Genomic DNA, 15,941 nt, shown 5'->3' on the forward strand with positions numbered 1-15,941 from the left:
CCCGGGGGGGGGTATCAATGCATGCGACCGGTCCTGTCGGCCAGGGTGTCGCGGATGTGTCCGGCGTCAAGCGAGCGCCGCTGCGCGCCGGCGGCGTCCAGCAGCACCACGGTGACGTGCTTGCCGCCGCTGCGCATGCGCATGGTCAGGCAGCTGCCCGCCTCGTGGCTGCTGCCCGTCTTGGACAGCACAATGTCCCAGCCTTTGCCGCCCACCAACGGGTTGGTGTTGTGCAAAGTGCGCAGCTTGCCATTGACGGCCACGCTCGCTTGCGGGTGGCTGGTGATGCGCGCGATGTCCGGATAGCGCGCGGCCGCCGCGACGATCTTCGCCACCTCGCTGGCCGTGGATGTGTTCGCCGGCGAGCTGCCGACGGGGTCCAGCAAGGTGGTGCGCGTCAGCCCCAGGTGGCGGATCTTCGCTTGCAAGGCGTCATTAAAAGCCGCGCTGCCGCCCGGATAGGTGCGCGCCAGCGCGGCGGCGGCCCGGTTTTCGGACGGCAGCAGCGCCAGTTGCAACAGCGCGCCGCGCGACACGGCCACGCCATCGGCCAGCAGGCTGTGGCGCTGCAGCGACGCGTCGCCATCGGCGCGCACGATGCGCACCTGCTCTTCCTTATCCTGCCCCGCGTCGAGCACCACCATGGCCGTCATCAGCTTGGTGATCGAAGCGATCGGCACGACGGCGTCCGCGTCTTTCGCCATCAATACCTTGCCGCTGGCGTCATCGAACACCAGCATGTGTTTGGCGCTGACGGGCAAGTCCAGCATGCCGGCGGCGGCCTCGGCAAGGATCGCCCCGCTGACTTCGGGCTTGCCCTGCGTCTGCAGCAGCAAGGTGGCACAGGCCAGCAGCAAGGCGGGCACGGCCAGCTTCCAGCTGCCGCTGTCAAGGCCAGGCGCCATCAGGCGTTCGATACGCGTGAGCAACGCCCCGCCCCGGGCCGACATCAGCAAGCCGGAGTGCTGCGGCGCGGCCGTCTGCAAGGACAGCGCATGCAGCGCCGTGGCCAGTTGCTGCGGATCTTTTAGCGCTTGCGCGGCCAGGGCGTCGGCCACCTGTTCCCGTTCGGCCCGCATGCGCGCCGACAACCACCAGACGACGGGGTGAAAAAACAGCAGCGCCTCGGCCACGCTTTGCAACAGATTGACCAGGTAATCCCAGCGCCGCACGTGCGCCAGCTCATGCGCCAGCAGCGCTTCGAGCAAGGCGACGGGCATGCCGCTCAGCAAGGCGGCCGGCAGCAGGACGACGGGACGCCAGAAGCCCACGGTGACGGGACTGGCCAGCCCAGCGTGCAGCTTCAGCGGCGGCCGCCCGTGCAGGCCCATGCGCAAAGCCAGCGCATCGAGGCGCGCCTGCCAGATGGCGGGTGCGGCCACCGCCTGGCGGCGCAGCTTGCCGACCCAGGCCAGGCCCAGGCACAGCCGCAAGCTCATCAGGCCAACGCCGGCGCTCCAGGCCAGCACCAGGGCCGGCATCCACGCTTGCAGCGCGGCACGCCAGGCGGGCGGCGCGGCCATGGGCAGCTGGACCAGCGCTGTGCCGGACAGGAGCGAGAGCAGGTGGACGGTGGGAATACACAGGCACAACAGCAGCGCCAGCGCGCAAACGGCATAGCGCCAGCGCGCGCTGGCGTGGCGCAGCAGCCACAGCAGGACGGCGGACATTGCGCCGACGATCACGCCCTGCCAGACAAAATACAGCAAGACCCAGCCCAGCGCAGGGACAAGCTTGCCCAACTCAATGCCCAAGCCCATGTCCAGGTTCATGGCGCCTTGCCATCCTTGCTGCGCAGGATCTTTTCAATTTCCAGGCGTTCCGCGTCGCTCACGTGCTCGCGCAGCGCCGTCAGCACGAGCGCCTTGCCGGAACCGGAAAACACCTTGCCTATCAAATCCTTGAGCAAGCTGGTCTGTAACTTTTCCTGCGCTTCGACGGCCGCATACAGCTGCGGCCGCTGGCTTTCATCGCGGCTCAGCAAGCCCTTGCCATGCATCAGCTGCAGCTGGCGCAGCACGGTGGCGTAACTGGCGGCGGCACGCTCGGCGGCCAGGGCGTCATACACGGCGCGCGCGTCGGACGGACCGCGCTGCCACAGGATGCGCAGCAGGTCCAGTTCAGCGGCCGTGGGATGGGGAGTGGAGGTATTTTTTAACATGCCGCCAGAATACCGATTCTAGAACTCAATGTCTAGAACTTTTTTTCTATATCGCTTGGCGATGGCCCTAGAACTCGCGCAAGCGGTCGAATAGGTCCAGCAAGGCCGGCTCATCGACCAGCGCCGGCCCCAGTTGCTGCGCCAGCTCGGCCAGCAGCTCCGCCAGCACCGTGTAAATTTCCTCGCGCTCGACCGTCTCGATGATGCTGGCGCGCCGCTCGATCTTGTTGAATGCATCGACATAGGCGATGACCATCGCTTCCAGCGCGGCGGCGGCCGCCGTCGCCTCCATGGCGGCATCGATGCCGCGCGTTGCGGCCAGCATGTTCTTGTAGGCCAGCGCCGCCTTTTTCGCATACGCGGGGGAAATATGCTCGCGGCCATCCCAGTCGCGGAACGGGTTGAGCAGGTTGTCCGCCAGCCATTCCGGCTTGCGCGCCTTGCTCACCGACAAGTCCAGTCCCAGCGCCGCCGCCCTCTTGTAGCCGGCCTTGACGGCCTTGGCCACATCGGCGGGCAAGCTGGTCAGCCACAAGGCCGACAACTGCGGCAATTGCGTGGCTGATGGAAACTCTTGCGCCGTGTAACCGAACAGATCATAGGCGGTGAACATACGCAACTGGGTCAGCTGCACCAGGCTGGCCATCTGCGACGCCAGCCCCGGCTTGCCCCAGATGCGCAAGGCCGTCAAATGGGGAAAGCGCTGCGCCACCTGCGCCAGGTCGACTTCCTTCATGCTGACCAGCGACAGGCCACCCAGCTGGCCGAGACCGTGGAACGGCGGCAGCGTCTGCGTACACTGCAGTGTCAGATGGCGGCCATCGGCGCCATCGTCAATGCGCAGCGCCGGCGATGGCGCACCGCGCAACGCGAGCAGGCCCAGGCCTTTGTTCAAGACCAGGCTGGTAACGCCATCGGGCTGCAGGATCAGCCGGCTCACGCCGCTGCCGCTGAAATCGAGCGCATGCACCGTCGATGATTGCCAGTGCAGCTCATTGATGAAGGGATTGCCCTGGATAAACTCCATCAGAGCCTGCGTGCCATTGCTGGTCTCGATGGACATCAGGCAAGGCAGTTGTTCCAGCTCGGACATGTCGCCCAGCGCCTGCAAGACGCTGTCATCGATTTTCGTCGCATCCTGGCGGAAAACGTGGCCGCCGACTGTTACTTCACGCTCCTCCGACGCGGCCTTGAACCGCTGGCGCCGCAGCGGATCGATGCGTTCCCAGTTGCGCTGGCGCAGCACGCTGTCGCCCACGTTCCAGCCGCTGCGGTAGCTGTTGACTTCCACATCCACCAGCGGCGCGATATTGCCAACAAGGGTATGGCCAGGCGGCACGTTCGCCGTGGCATAGCAGTGGTCGTGGCGATTATTCCAGAAGAAATAGTCGCACAGCAACGGCCGCATGGCTTGCACGGCCGCCGCATCGGGCAAGGCGTCGCCGGTCCAGTCCAGCTCAAGCACGGCAGCTGCGGGCCTGGACGAGGACACATCCTTGATGCGGGTGACCTGGCAAGCCACGTACTGCTGCAGCTCGGACGAAAACACACTGTAAACATCGCCAACATTCGGTAGCACGCAACTTCCTTTCAAAACACCTGACGGTCGAATGTTGAAAGATAGCAAAAATGACAGCGCAGCGTCGTCCTGTTCAGTTCGCGTGCAGCTTGTGGTGCATGCGGCGCAGGCCCAGCCACACGGCCGCTGCCACGAACGGCACCAGGGCGCCGACGAGGATTTCCGGATTCACGGGCAAGCCCATCACCTTGGCCGCCTTGCCCGTGTAGCTGAACAGGCCGATCACGTAGTACGAGATCGCCGCCACGGACAAGCCTTCCACCGCCTGCTGCAGTTGCAGCTGCTGCGCGGCGCGGGCGTTCATCGATTGCAGGATTTGCCGGTTTTGCAATTCCTGCACGATGCCCACGCGCGTGCGCAGCAAGTCATTCGTGTTGGCAATACGCTGCGCCATCGCTTCCTGGCGGCTGGCCATCGCTTCGCACGTGTTCATGGCCGGTGTCAGGCGGCGATCCATGAATTCCTCAACCGTCGGGATGCCTTCGATACGCACTTCTCGCAACTCGTCGATGCGCGCTTTCACGAGGCCCATGTAGGCTTTCGAGGCGGAAAAACGGTAGCTATTGTCGAGCGACAGCTTTTCAATGCGGGCCGCCAGGCGCGTGATGCGGTCGAGCAAGGCTTGCTCGGAGACACCGTCGTCGCTCTTGGCCAGGCCCGGCGCGTCGTCCGTATCGACCATGGCGGCGGCCAGCGTCGCCAATTCGTTCTCGATGGCGTTCAACGATGGCGCCGCCTGCATGGCGTAAGGCAAGCCCAGCAAGGCCATCATGCGGTAGGTTTCGATTTCCAGCACGCGCTGCACCAAACGGCCCGACTGCTGCGAGCGCATGCCCGCGTCGCGGATGACGAAACGGCTGAAGCCGTCGGACTGGATCGTGAAATCCGTCCACAATTCTCCGCCTTGCAATACTTTGCTGCCGGCCAGGGTATTGCCCTCAAATACGCGCGACAAGCCCTGCATGAAGATCTCGGCAGGCTCGGTCGCCTGCTCCAGCACCACGTGGGCCGCCACCATCAGCTTGCCCTTCAAGCCCACCAGCCACTGCTGCGGCAACTGTTCCAGGGGCATGCGCTCGAACGCCTGTTCCAGAGGCAAGGCGGCACCAGGATGCTCGGCGAAGGTAAACGTGGCAAATTCCGTGTGGCATTCCCATTTCAGGCGGAAGCGGCCAAAGTCATAATAAAAATACTTGGCTTCGGCAGCGGGCGGCGTGACGCCGAAATGCGTGCACAGGGCCGCCAGGGTGGCGTGCTGGGCCGCCATATTCGACGCACCGGACGCCGCACTGTCATCTTTATACACGGCCAGATGGGTGATCAGCTCGGGGGCATCGAGCTGCAAAAACGGCCGCGAGTGGATTTCCGCAGCCAGCGGAACGCGCAAGGCGTGGTTCAAACTGGAGTTAATCAAGTGCATGATAGCCAAAGGTAAAGTTGCAAAACTGCTTAGACCCGCGCGGGTCTGATTGTCACAGTGTAACAAAGCAGGAAGCATGCCTACCTTTTCAAACTTCGTTCATGCCGTTTTGGCAACGCCCATCGCACCCTGTTCCGCCTCCTGGCGGCTGCCCAGCCACCAGAACGCGGCGGCCAGCACGACGGCAGAAGCCTGTCCCAGCGCCAATTTAAATGCGCTGTCGAACAGCAGCGGTGCGACAAAACCGGACACCAGCGCAAACACCAGCATTTGCACGAAGTTTTGCAGGGACGCGGCCAGGCCCCGCATCTGCGGGAAAATATCGAGCGTGGACATGGTCATGCCCGGCAAAGCCAGCGACATGCCGAACGCGTACAGCATCACGGGCACGACGGCGAACGGGATGCTGGCAGCGAACCAGTAGTTATAAGCAATATTGAGCGCGCCCGTGGCCGCCATGGCCAGCAAGCCCCAGCGCACCAGCACGGCACTTTCCACCTTGTGCGCCAGCTTGCCGGACAGCGCCGAGCCGCCCACCAGGCCGGCCACCATGGGGATGAACATCCAGCCGAAGGCCGTTTCCGGCAGATGCAGCAACTCCAAAATAAAATGCGGGGCGGACGCGATGTACAGGGCGAAGCCGCCAAAGGCGAAAGCCACGGCCAGCGAACGCAACAGGAATGCCCTGTGGCGCAAGGCCAGCCAGTAATTGCGCGCGATATTGCCTGGGTGAAAAGGCTGGCGCTGTTCGACGGCCAAACTTTCCGGCAAGCCTTTCAGGCAGGCCAGCGCCAGCAGCACGGTGACGGCAAAAGTGAACACAAACGTCGATTGCCAGCCGTAGGCCACATGCAGCCAGCCGCCGATGATGGGCGCGATGGCTGGCGCGATGCCGAACACCATCATGATATTGGCCAGCATCTTTTGCGCGGCCGCGCCCGACAAGCTGTCGCGCACGATGGCTTGGCCGATGACCCTGCCCGCTCCCGCCGACGCGCCCTGCATGCCGCGGAAAAACAGCAGCCAGCCAAAGCTGGGCGCGAACGCGGCGCCGATGGAGCCCACGGCGAAGAGCAGCAGCGAAGCGAGAATCACGGGACGGCGGCCGAACGAGTCGGACAAGGTGCCATAAAACAAGGTCATGAAGGCGTAGGCGGCCAGGTAGACGCTCAGGGTCTGCTGCACCAGCACGCTGCTGACATCGAAATGCGTGCCGATCGCGGGAAACGACGGCAAGAAGGTATCGGTGGCGAACGGGCCCAGCATGGCCAGCCCGGCCAGCACCAGAGTCAGGTTGCGGGCCTTCATGCAAGCTCCTGCGCAACATGCTGGCGACGCAAGCCGTCCAGGGCCGCCAGCGAGAAAGCGGCAATGTGCCGGGCGATATCAGCGATGCCCGCCTCGTCATAGGTGATTTCCGGCACCACCAGTTCATGCACGATGCGCGAACGGGCATAAAACACCACCTGGCCAATCACGCTGAACACGCATTTCTGCACCACCTCGGCGGGCATGGCCGGCCCCACCACGCCACGGATCAAGCTCGTGAACAAGGCGTGCTGCGGACGCACGTTGCGCTCGGCCAGCTTGTGGATGGCGGCCGTCGGCTCGATCAGTTCGCGCGCCACCAGGCGGCTGAACAGGGACGCGGAACCCGAGCGCAGCATGTCGGAGACGAGCGCTTCTATGGCCAGGCGCAACTGCTCCACCGGCGGCAGCTGCGCCTGCGCGCTGGCGGCGGCCACGTCCGCAGCCGAGGCCTGCGCCAGCTCGCGCGCATAATCAAAAGCGGCAAGATACAGCTCCTCCTTGCCGTGAAAATAGTAATTGACCATCGCCACGTTGACGTGGGCCGCCTCGCAGATCCTGCGCACGGACGCGAGCTTGTAGCCATCATCGGCAAACAGCTGGACGGCCGCCTGCAGGATGCGCGTGCGCGCCGGTTCGCTTTCATTCTCGATCTTCTTGTCTTGCGTCATGCCATTCCCATCATTTAAACAGCTGTTTAATATTGTGCGGAATTATATCAAACAACCGTTTAACTTTCAGGCGGGCGCAAAAAAGCCCGGCGAACCGGGCTTCTGGCCAGAATGATGGCGATCAGTGCTTCATGGCAGGCATCGGGGCCGAAGTGGCGCCCAGCGGACGGGCCACGGCATTGACTTCGATGGTTTCTCGGCGCTTGTCCTCGCCTTCGACAACGAGGGTCAGCGGGATCTTGTCGCCCGCCTTCACCTGCCCTTTCAGGTCCAGCAGCATCACGTGGTAGCCGCCCGGCTTCAGCTCGACGGCTTTGCCGGCTGGCAAGGCGATTTCCTTGACCTGGCGCATGCGCATCATATTGTCCGTCATGCTCATTTCATGGATTTCCGCCACGCCGGCCACGGGAGAACGCACTTCCAGCAGGCGCATGGCTTTCGGCGCCGTGATCTGCATGAAGGCACCCGTGGCTTTTTGCTGCGGCACGGTGGCGCGCACCCACGGGTCGGAAATCTGCACGCTGGTTTGTGCGATGGCGGAGAAGGACAGCACGGTCAGGGCCGTGGCCAGCAGGGTTTTCAAATGGGTCATGATTATTTCCTCGGTATGGTTATAAGGTGTATTTCGATTTCATCAGGGTCTTGATATCCTGCACGCACTCGTCGCCCGTCAACTGGTGCTTCAAGCCCAGGCGCATGCGTCCCTCGGCATCGAGCACATAGCTGATGGCCGTGTGATCCATCGTGTACGAGCTGCCGCTCGGCACTCTGCGGTAGAAGACCTTGTAATTGAAGGCCGTCTGCGCCGTGTTCTTCGGGTCCGTGCGCAAGCCGAGGAAGCTGGGGTCGAAGGCGCGCATGTATTCGCCCAGCAACTCGGGTGTGTCGCGCTCGGGGTCGATGCTGATGAAGATTACCTGCAATTTATCGCCATCGGCGCCCAGTTTCTGGCGGATTTCCAGCGCGCGCGACAGGGCTGTCGGGCACACGTCCGGGCATTGCGTGAAGCCAAAGAAGACCATCACATATTTGCCCTTGAAGTCGGCCAGGGTGTACACCTTGCCGTCGGGGCCGCTCAACTTGAAGTCGGGCTTGTAATCGCCTCCCGTCAGGTCGAGGCCGTTGTAATGGGGTTTCGGCGCTGGTTCGCAAGCGGCAAGCGTAAGCAATCCCGCCGTACCGGCGAGAAGGAAAAGACGACGTTTCATGGCATTCTGGCCCGAGGGGCGTAGTGGATACGGTTAAGACGTGGAAGGCGTGACTGGGTGTTCAGGCAGCTGAAGGGGGACCGCGCGGGCTGGCGGCCAGCCACGCGAACGGGGCCTGCGGCGCCTGGTAAAACAGGGGCGGATACAGGTCGTGGCCCGTGATGACGGGCAGCGGCGATGCTGACGACGGCGGCAAACCCACGCTGCCCGCATGGCTCATGCAGAATGGGCAATGCTCGATGTGGTGCAGCACGGAATCGGTGGTGGATGTGGCGGCTGGCGCCAGGTCCGCCTGCGTATAGACGGCGCCGCTGGCCGAGCAGATCTCGACGGCGGCATTGTTCGCGTTCGCATGCAGCGAGGCAAAGGCATACGACAGGGACGGCGACAGCGCATTGAGCAGTATCGCCAGGCAGGCGAACCACATATGCCACTGTTTGCGCTTCAATAATGATCCCATGGCCCCGATTATAACGGAGTCTGGCTATCCGGGCGCCGGCCCGCGCAGGAACAGGCTGGGGCGCACGCCCGCCACGTCCACGCAGGCGTCGCAAAACGCGGGGATCGAGGCAAAGCCGGAGCCGGCCGCCACTTGCGCGAGGTCGCGCTCGCCCTGTTCTCCATCGGCGTCCGCTTGCGCCGCCGTGTGCAGCGCATGCGCGAGGCGCTGCTCGCGCACCAGGCTGAGCAAGGCCTCGCCCTCGGAAAACAATCGCGCCCTGGCCTTGTGCGGCGTCACTTGCCACAGGGTGGCCAGGCGCGCCGCCGTCCACTTGCCTTGCGGCGTATCAAAGATATGCTGCGCCAGTGCCTGGCTCCAACGCTTGCCGCCGCCGTGGCCGCCATCGGGCTCATCGTCTTCCAGCGCCAGGGTGAACACGGCCGGCTTGCCCCGCCCCGGCATCACGTCGCAGGCGAAGCGCAAGAAGGCGGGCACGACGAAGCTGTCGCCGCTGGCCAGTTTCTTGGTGGTGATTTCATTGTGCAAAGTCACAAAACCCTGGCGCACGGTAACGCGCAGCCTGAGCGGAAAGCGCAAGCCCAGCAAGTGCAAGGGATGATCGGAAACGAGGGCCATGCGTCAGGTCAATATGGTGAACGAGGCGCCAGCATGCCACACATCGCGCGTCCGGTCTGTCATCACAGCGACGCTACGCCATAACGGCGCAAGCCGTCGAGGTCGACGACGCGGATCGACTGGTAGGCGATGCTGATGAGGTTTAATGCGGCCAAGTGGCCCAGCGCCTGGTTCACGCGCTGGCGCGAAATGCCGGTCAGCAAGCCGATTTCTTCCTGCGACAGCTCAAGCACGCTGGAAGTGCGCGGATATAACATGGGGTGGAACAGTTGCGCGATGGCTTGCGCCACTTGCGCGTCGACGGCCAGCAGGCGCTGGTTCTGGATGGTGGCGATGAACTGGCCCATGCGTTCGTTCAGCTGGCGGATGACGAAGGCGTTAAAGGAAAGGCTTTCGGCCAGCAGCAGGTGAAACAGGTCCACCGGCACGAGGAGGATGCCCGATGCGCGCACGGCCACCACGTCGTAGCGGCGCAGTTCGCGTTTGAGCACGCTGCCCTCGCCGCACCAGCCGCCGGCCGGCACGCCGGAAAACGTGGCGCCGCGCCCATCGGCGTTGTAGACGGCCAGTTTGATCAAGCCCGTGTGCACGCCGATCCAGTGCACCGACGGTTCGCCGCGCCGCGTGATGAAGGCGCCCGCCTCGACATGCCGCAGTACGCTGCCGGCACGCAACAGGGTCTGATGCCGGGCATCGAGGGCCGTGAACCAGTCGTGGCTGTCGAGTTCCGGCATCGTACGTTCTACACTATCGTTGCTATCCATTCCATCCTTCAGACCTGTCACTAAGATGACAGTGATTTTCCAGCACCGGTGCTATGCTAACCGCTATCAATCCCGAAACAGGGAGCTACAAGATTCTTTTACCAGGAGACAAGCATGACAGCTGATTTCAACACCGGCCTCGGCAAAAACAGCGCCAACTACGCCGCCCTCACCCCGCTCGACTATATCGCCAGGGCAGCCGCAGTATATGGCAATCGCCTGGCAATTGCACATGGCGCCTTGCGCCAGACGTGGGGCGAAACGTATGCGCGCACGCGCCGCCTGGCGTCCGGCCTCGTCAAGCTGGGCGTGGGCACGGGCGATACGGTGGCCGTGATGCTGCCGAACACCCCCGCCATGGTGGAAGCGAGCTTTGGCGTCCCGATGGCGGGCGCCGTCCTCAACGCCCTGAATATCCGCCTCGACCTGGCTTCGCTGACCTTCATGCTGCGCCATGGCCAGGCGAAAGTCTTGCTGGCCGACACGGAATTTGCCGAACTGGCGCGCCAGATGGCGGCGCAGATTCCCGGCTTGCGCGTGATCCAGGTCAATGACGTGCTGGGACCGGAAGTGGACGCATTTGCCGAGCTCGACTACGAAGCCTTGCTGGCCAGCGGCGACCCCGATTACGACTGGCAGCCGCCTGCGGACGAATGGGATGCCATCGCCCTCAACTACACGTCCGGCACCACGGGCGATCCGAAAGGCGTGGTCTACCACCACCGGGGCGCGGCCCTGAATGCCCTGTCGAATATCCTGGAGTGGGACATGCCCAAGCATGCCGTGTATTTATGGACCTTGCCGATGTTCCACTGCAATGGCTGGTGCTTCCCGTGGACCGTCGCCGCGCGCGCCGGCGTCAACGTGTGCCTGCGCAAGTTCGAGCCAAAGCTCGTGTTCGACCTGATGCGCGAATTGCGCATCACCCACTATTGCGCCGCGCCCATCGTGCACGCGGCCCTGGCCAACGCGCCCGCCAACTGGCGCGACGGCATAGCCTGGACCGTGCGCGGCATGGTGGCCGGTGCGCCGCCGCCGGCGGCCATGGTGGCGAAGATCGAAGCCATGGGCTTTGACTTGATCCACTCGTATGGCTTGACGGAAGTGTACGGCCCGGCCGCCATCTGCGCCGAGCAGGACGAGTGGGCGGCGCTGTCGCAGGAAGAGCGGGCCGTGTTGAAATCGCGCCAGGGCGTGCGCTACCACTTGCAAAGCGCCGTGGCCGTGATCGACCCGGACACCATGCAGCCCGTGGCGGCAGACGGCGAACAGATCGGCGAGATCATGTTCCGTGGCAACATCTGCATGAAGGGTTATCTGAAGAATGAAAAGGCGACGCTGGAAGCGTTCGCGGGCGGCTGGTTCCATACGGGCGACCTCGGCGTGATGTATCCGGATGGCTATATCAAGCTGAAGGACCGCAGCAAGGACATCATCATTTCCGGCGGAGAAAACATTTCCAGCGTGGAAGTGGAAGACGCCTTGTACCACCACCCGCAAGTGCTGGCCGCCGCCGTCATCGCCCAGCCGGACGAAAAGTGGGGCGAAACGCCATGCGCCTTTGTCGAACTGCGCGAAGGCGGCACGGTGACGGAAGCGGAATTGATCGCGTTCTGCAAGAACAACCTGGCCGGTTTCAAGGTGCCGAAAGCCATTTATTTTGGTCCCCTGCCCCGCACGTCGACGGGCAAGATCCAGAAGTTCGAATTGCGCAAGCGCATGCAGTCGGACAAGGCCATCGACGTCTAGGCGCGTCCAGGCGCTTAGCTGCCCTTGCCGGTCAGCCACGCCGGCTGCGCCACCACCAGGCGCGAGAAGCTGGCGATGCTGGCCACGGCGGCGAACCCTGCCGCCAGGCACAGCGCATACGTCGTGCCTTTGGCGGCGGAAACCGTGAAGCAGTACGCGACCAGCGCCGCGCCCGTGGCTTGTCCGATCAGGCGGGACGTGGCCACCACGCCGCTGGCGCCGCCAGCCCGCTCGGGCGGCGCGCTGCCCATGATGGCTTTCAGATTGGGTGCCTGGAAGAAACCGAAGCCGATGCCGCACAAGGCCATGCGCCAGCCGATGTCGAACACGCTGGGGTGCGCCGGTATCCACACCAGGGTCAGTAAGCCGCCCGCCAGCGCCGCCAGGCCGATGCCGCCCAGCATGCCCGGCGAATAACGGTCGCTCAGGCGCCCGGCCACGGGCGCCATCACGGCCACCAGCACTGCCCACGGCGTCATCAAAAAGCCCGTCTCGACGGGCGAGCGGCCCAGGGTCACTTCAAAATAGAATGGCAGCGAGACGAAGGCCAGGCCCTGCGCGGCAAACGTGCAGATGGCCGTCAGCGACGACAGCAGGAATAATGGACGGCGAAACAGGTCGATCGGCAGCATCGGCGCCGCGTGCCCCGCCTGGCGGCGCAGCAGCAAGATAAAGAAGATCACCACGGCCACCAGTTCCGCCAGCAGGACGGCGCTGGACGCGTGATGGGCCGCATCGCCAAACAGCAGAATCAGCAAGCCGAAGGCGCCCACGTTGTACAGCGCCGTGCGCGCATCGAGGGTGTGGCCGGACAATTTGGTGGCCGGCAACATGCGGCTGGCGAGGAAAAACCCAATCACGCCCAGCGGCACATTGATGGCGAACAGCCAAGGCCACGATGCCGTCGCCAGGATCAGCGAGGCGGCCGTGGGCCCGATGGCGAACGCGACAGCCACCACCAGCGCATTGTTACCGAACGCGCGGCCCAGCAAATGCTTCGGATACAGGGCACGCAGCAGCGCCGTATTGACGCTCATCATGGCGCTGGCACCGACGCCTTGAAACAGCCGCGCCACCACCAGCGAGGGCAAGGACCAGGCCAGCGCGCAGGCGAGCGAGGCCAAGGTAAACAGAAGCATGCCGGAGATAAACACGCGCCGGTAGCCGGCGATTTCGCCGAGGGCGGAAAACGGCAGCAGGGTCGCCACCATGGCCAGTTGATAGACGTTGACGATCCAGACGGAAGCGGCCGGCGTCGTGTGCAGGTCGCTGGCAATGGCTGGCAAGGCCGTGTTGGCGATCGCCGTATCGAGCGAGGCCATGCCTACGCCGATGGCCAGCGCCAGCATGGCCCATAAACGGGCGCCCGGCGGCAAGCCGTCCTCGCCTACCATGACGGCTTGCGTGCGCCGCTGCCTAGTCTGCTGCATAAATACACTACCTGTTCATCTTGCTGATCCGGGCAATACACTAGCATGTATGCAAAAAACCTGCAGGACAGGCAAGCTTACTTCTGGCAATCGATGACCTTGAAATCTTTCGAATAACAGATGCGCAACTCGCCCGAGTGCTTTTCATAGCCGAGCCAGCGGCCCTTCAATTGCGGGTTGTGCTGCTTCATCCACTGGAACAGCTCGTTTTTCGGCATGGTGGAATCCGGCAACTTCAAGGCCTGGAACAGTTCGCGCTCCTTCTCGAAATACTGCTTGGCGGTATCGAAATCGCAGGCGCCATGCTTTTCCCATTCACCCTGCAGCAAGGCTTCGCCCGGTTGCATGCACATATAGGGCAGGATCTCCGACGGCGCCAGTTTCGGCAAATTGCCCTTGCAGTAGCGCGGATGCATGTCCGTCTTGCGCGGCGGCGTCACGGAAATGTCTTCGCAGGTGGCCGGATTGGCAGACTGCGCCCACAGGCCATGCACGATCCAGCCGAACTGGTTGCTCTCGGCGCACTGGAAGGCAGCCTTTTTCGACACGGCGCCACGACGGCGCTGGCTGTCGCAAAAGCCCGGCGACCACGACAGCGCCAGCATGAAGTAATCGGTGGGTACGTTCGTGCTTTGCTTGTAGCACGTGTTTTTCTCATCCGACGGCTTCACGTCGTAATCGTAGTAACTGACGTTGCGCGGAATGGCGCAACTGGCGTCGGCCGCATGGACGGCGCCAGCGGACAGACTGAGGAAAACGGCGGCCAGCGCGGGCAGGACAGTTCGAAATTGCATCAGGTTTCCCTTTCAGAATATAAAACGCCGGCAACTGGGTGCCGGCGCGGTATCAATCAAGCAAGCTGATTAGCAAACCTTGTGCATCCAGCCATGCGTATCCGGTGCCGTGCCATGTTGCAGACCCAGCAGCGCTTCGCGCAGGGCCAGGGTGACGGCGCCGTTTTCATTGTTGTTGATGGTCATTTCAAAGCCATTGGCCTTGGCCACGCCCACGGGCGTGATGACGGCGGCCGTGCCGCAGGCGAACACTTCGGTCATGCGGCCCGAGGCGATGTCGTCGCGCCATTGCTGGACCGACAATTTACGCTCTTCCGTGGCATAGCCGAGGTCTTTCGCCATTTCCAGCAGGCTGCGGCGGGTGATGCCTGGCAGCAAGGTGCCCGTCAGTTCCGGCGTGACGACGGTGATCTTCTCGCCATCCTTGTAGACGAAGAACAAATTCATGCCGCCCATTTCCTCGATGAATTCGCGGTGCACGGCGTCCAGCCACACGACCTGGTCGCAGCCCTTCTCTTGCGCTTGCGACTGCGCCATCAGGCTGGCCGCGTAGTTGCCCGCGCACTTGGCTTCACCGGTGCCGCCCGGCGCGGCGCGCACGAAGTCTTCGCTGATCCACACGGTGACGGGTTTCACGCCTTTCGGGAAGTAGGCGCCGGCTGGCGAGGCGAACAGCACGAACAGGTATTCTTCCGACGGACGCACGCCCAGGTACGGGTCGGTGGCGATCATCAGCGGACGCATGTACAGGCTCTCGCCCGTATTCTTCGGCACCCAGTTGCGGTCTTGCGCAATCAGCGCGTCGCCCGCTTCCAGGAACAGCTCGACAGGAATGGCCGGCATGGCCAGGCGCGCGGCGCTGCGGTTGAAGCGCTCCGCGTTTTGTTCCGGGCGGAAGGTCTTGATGCTGCCGTCAGGCTGGGCAAACGCCTTGTAACCTTCGAAGATGGCCTGGCCGTAGTGCAGCGACGACGCGGACGGGTCCAGCATCAACGGGCCGTAAGCCTTCAGTTCACCCTGCTGCCACTTGCCGTCGCGGTAAGGAATCACCACCATGTGGTCGGTAAAGATGCGGCCAAACGCCGGGTTGACCATGCGCGCGGCGCGCTCGGCGTCGGACAGGGGGTGGGCGGATGGGGTGACGACGAGATTCTGTGTGGAAGTGGTCATGGCAGCAGGAAACAAATAAGAGGTTCCCTATTGTAGCGCCTAATGCGCGCGGCGAGGAGGCGGATGGGCCAGCCGTTCTTGTTGCGCCGCATCAATCAAACGGCTGCCCGCGCCGGCCGGCCCCGCCCTGCCTGCGCTTCGTCGGCGCACTGGCTGCAACGCATCTGCACGGAAATCACGTTCGCGCCGATTTCCATGCCGTGCGCCACCGCCGTCTGGCGCAATTGCTCCACCAGCGGCGTATCCTGCACCAGCACGCTGCGTTCGCAGACGCGGCACACGAGGTAGCAGCTATCCGTTTCCACCTGGTCCGGCTTGATCAGGTAGCGCGCCTTGTTGCCGCTGGCACTCGCCTCGCGCTCGCGCAGCAGCAGGCCGGCCCCTTCCATCTCCTTGAGCACGCGGTAAATCGTGCCCAGGCTGACGGCAATGCCGATCTGCAGCAATTGCTGATAAATGCTTTCCGCATTCATCGCTTGCCGCTGCGTGCCGGCCAGCACTTGCAGGATGCAGATGCGCGCGCTGGTCGGGCGCAGGCGCACGGCGCGCAAGCGCTCGAACACGCGGCCATCGCCCTGGGTTTGAATGTCTTGCATGGGATTCTCCGCT

General features: G+C 63.6%; 16 protein-coding genes. 1 reads left to right on the forward strand and 15 read right to left on the reverse strand.

Annotation, left to right across the window (positions count from 1 at the left end):
- Positions 1–14: 14 nt before the first annotated feature.
- The 11 genes from ACPJXG_RS16950 to ACPJXG_RS17000 all read right to left on the reverse strand — a co-directional run bounded on the left by ACPJXG_RS16950 (position 15) and on the right by ACPJXG_RS17000 (position 10,189).
- The gene (locus tag ACPJXG_RS16950) at positions 15–1,772 is read right to left on the reverse strand and encodes a M56 family metallopeptidase (RefSeq protein ID WP_425251761.1); all 1,758 of its coding nucleotides are present in this window, start codon (positions 1,770–1,772) and stop codon (positions 15–17) included.
- A complete protein-coding gene (locus ACPJXG_RS16955) occupies positions 1,769–2,161 on the reverse strand; it encodes a BlaI/MecI/CopY family transcriptional regulator (RefSeq protein ID WP_425251762.1) in 393 nt (130 codons plus the stop codon). Before ACPJXG_RS16955 ends, ACPJXG_RS16950 begins: the two co-directional genes overlap by 4 nt.
- A gap of 67 nt (positions 2,162–2,228) precedes the next feature.
- A complete protein-coding gene (locus tag ACPJXG_RS16960; protein ID WP_425251763.1) occupies positions 2,229–3,740 on the reverse strand; it encodes a hypothetical protein in 1,512 nt (503 codons plus the stop codon).
- Positions 3,741–3,813: 73 nt separating this feature from the next.
- On the reverse strand, positions 3,814–5,160 hold the full coding sequence (locus tag ACPJXG_RS16965) for a DUF3422 family protein (RefSeq protein ID WP_425251764.1): 1,347 nt from the start codon (positions 5,158–5,160) through the stop codon (positions 3,814–3,816).
- A gap of 99 nt (positions 5,161–5,259) precedes the next feature.
- Positions 5,260–6,468: a multidrug effflux MFS transporter gene (locus tag ACPJXG_RS16970; RefSeq protein ID WP_425251765.1), complete on the reverse strand. Its 1,209-nt coding sequence runs from the start codon at positions 6,466–6,468 to the stop codon at positions 5,260–5,262.
- On the reverse strand, positions 6,465–7,139 hold the full coding sequence (locus ACPJXG_RS16975) for a CerR family C-terminal domain-containing protein (protein WP_425251766.1): 675 nt from the start codon (positions 7,137–7,139) through the stop codon (positions 6,465–6,467). The genes ACPJXG_RS16970 and ACPJXG_RS16975 overlap by 4 nt, the downstream gene beginning before the upstream one ends.
- A gap of 121 nt (positions 7,140–7,260) precedes the next feature.
- Positions 7,261–7,731, reverse strand: a complete 471-nt coding sequence (locus tag ACPJXG_RS16980) for a copper chaperone PCu(A)C (protein WP_402720994.1) — start codon at positions 7,729–7,731, stop codon at positions 7,261–7,263.
- Between the two features lie 19 nt (positions 7,732–7,750).
- Positions 7,751–8,347 (reverse strand): SCO family protein, encoded by a 597-nt coding sequence (locus ACPJXG_RS16985; protein WP_035817840.1) that lies wholly within the window; start codon positions 8,345–8,347, stop codon positions 7,751–7,753.
- Positions 8,348–8,408: 61 nt separating this feature from the next.
- Positions 8,409–8,807, reverse strand: a complete 399-nt coding sequence (locus ACPJXG_RS16990; protein WP_425251767.1) for a DUF2946 domain-containing protein — start codon at positions 8,805–8,807, stop codon at positions 8,409–8,411.
- 24 nt (positions 8,808–8,831) lie between these two features.
- The gene (locus ACPJXG_RS16995) at positions 8,832–9,425 is read right to left on the reverse strand and encodes a hypothetical protein (protein ID WP_278318613.1); all 594 of its coding nucleotides are present in this window, start codon (positions 9,423–9,425) and stop codon (positions 8,832–8,834) included.
- 62 nt (positions 9,426–9,487) lie between these two features.
- Positions 9,488–10,189 carry a Crp/Fnr family transcriptional regulator gene (locus ACPJXG_RS17000; RefSeq protein WP_425251768.1) on the reverse strand — a complete coding sequence of 234 codons (702 nt, stop codon included), beginning with the start codon at positions 10,187–10,189 and terminating at the stop codon, positions 9,488–9,490.
- A 114-nt stretch (positions 10,190–10,303) separates the two neighbouring features.
- Here ACPJXG_RS17000 and ACPJXG_RS17005 point away from each other — a divergent pair, with 114 nt between their 5' ends.
- Positions 10,304–11,938, forward strand: a complete 1,635-nt coding sequence (locus ACPJXG_RS17005) for an acyl-CoA synthetase (RefSeq protein ID WP_425251769.1) — start codon at positions 10,304–10,306, stop codon at positions 11,936–11,938.
- Positions 11,939–11,952: 14 nt separating this feature from the next.
- Here ACPJXG_RS17005 and ACPJXG_RS17010 read toward each other — a convergent pair whose 3' ends face one another.
- The 4 genes from ACPJXG_RS17010 to ACPJXG_RS17025 all read right to left on the reverse strand — a co-directional run bounded on the left by ACPJXG_RS17010 (position 11,953) and on the right by ACPJXG_RS17025 (position 15,928).
- On the reverse strand, positions 11,953–13,368 hold the full coding sequence (locus tag ACPJXG_RS17010) for an MFS transporter (RefSeq protein WP_425251770.1): 1,416 nt from the start codon (positions 13,366–13,368) through the stop codon (positions 11,953–11,955).
- A gap of 77 nt (positions 13,369–13,445) precedes the next feature.
- Positions 13,446–14,162 carry a ribonuclease T2 family protein gene (locus ACPJXG_RS17015; RefSeq protein ID WP_425251771.1) on the reverse strand — a complete coding sequence of 239 codons (717 nt, stop codon included), beginning with the start codon at positions 14,160–14,162 and terminating at the stop codon, positions 13,446–13,448.
- A 69-nt stretch (positions 14,163–14,231) separates the two neighbouring features.
- Positions 14,232–15,332 carry a branched-chain amino acid aminotransferase gene (locus ACPJXG_RS17020; RefSeq protein ID WP_425251772.1) on the reverse strand — a complete coding sequence of 367 codons (1,101 nt, stop codon included), beginning with the start codon at positions 15,330–15,332 and terminating at the stop codon, positions 14,232–14,234.
- 95 nt (positions 15,333–15,427) lie between these two features.
- Positions 15,428–15,928: a Fur family transcriptional regulator gene (locus ACPJXG_RS17025; protein WP_425251773.1), complete on the reverse strand. Its 501-nt coding sequence runs from the start codon at positions 15,926–15,928 to the stop codon at positions 15,428–15,430.
- Positions 15,929–15,941 lie beyond the last annotated feature (13 nt).

It is taken from the genome of Janthinobacterium sp. NFX145 (genome assembly GCF_049810325.1).
Classification (GTDB): Bacteria; Pseudomonadota; Gammaproteobacteria; order Burkholderiales; family Burkholderiaceae_D; genus Janthinobacterium; species Janthinobacterium rivuli.

Coding starts and splice junctions, on each gene's coding strand:
- ACPJXG_RS16955 (WP_425251762.1), bottom strand. CDS start 2,161: ATGTTAAAAAATACCTCCACTCCCCATCCCACGGCCGCTGAACTGGAC.
- ACPJXG_RS17020 (WP_425251772.1), bottom strand. CDS start 15,332: ATGACCACTTCCACACAGAATCTCGTCGTCACCCCATCCGCCCACCCC.
- ACPJXG_RS16985 (WP_035817840.1), bottom strand. CDS start 8,347: ATGAAACGTCGTCTTTTCCTTCTCGCCGGTACGGCGGGATTGCTTACG.
- ACPJXG_RS16980 (WP_402720994.1), bottom strand. CDS start 7,731: ATGACCCATTTGAAAACCCTGCTGGCCACGGCCCTGACCGTGCTGTCC.
- ACPJXG_RS17025 (WP_425251773.1), bottom strand. CDS start 15,928: ATGCAAGACATTCAAACCCAGGGCGATGGCCGCGTGTTCGAGCGCTTG.
- ACPJXG_RS16990 (WP_425251767.1), bottom strand. CDS start 8,807: ATGGGATCATTATTGAAGCGCAAACAGTGGCATATGTGGTTCGCCTGC.
- ACPJXG_RS17015 (WP_425251771.1), bottom strand. CDS start 14,162: ATGCAATTTCGAACTGTCCTGCCCGCGCTGGCCGCCGTTTTCCTCAGT.
- ACPJXG_RS17000 (WP_425251768.1), bottom strand. CDS start 10,189: ATGGATAGCAACGATAGTGTAGAACGTACGATGCCGGAACTCGACAGC.
- ACPJXG_RS17005 (WP_425251769.1), top strand. CDS start 10,304: ATGACAGCTGATTTCAACACCGGCCTCGGCAAAAACAGCGCCAACTAC.
- ACPJXG_RS16965 (WP_425251764.1), bottom strand. CDS start 5,160: ATGCACTTGATTAACTCCAGTTTGAACCACGCCTTGCGCGTTCCGCTG.
- ACPJXG_RS16950 (WP_425251761.1), bottom strand. CDS start 1,772: ATGAACCTGGACATGGGCTTGGGCATTGAGTTGGGCAAGCTTGTCCCT.
- ACPJXG_RS17010 (WP_425251770.1), bottom strand. CDS start 13,368: ATGCAGCAGACTAGGCAGCGGCGCACGCAAGCCGTCATGGTAGGCGAG.
- ACPJXG_RS16995 (WP_278318613.1), bottom strand. CDS start 9,425: ATGGCCCTCGTTTCCGATCATCCCTTGCACTTGCTGGGCTTGCGCTTT.
- ACPJXG_RS16970 (WP_425251765.1), bottom strand. CDS start 6,468: ATGAAGGCCCGCAACCTGACTCTGGTGCTGGCCGGGCTGGCCATGCTG.
- ACPJXG_RS16975 (WP_425251766.1), bottom strand. CDS start 7,139: ATGACGCAAGACAAGAAGATCGAGAATGAAAGCGAACCGGCGCGCACG.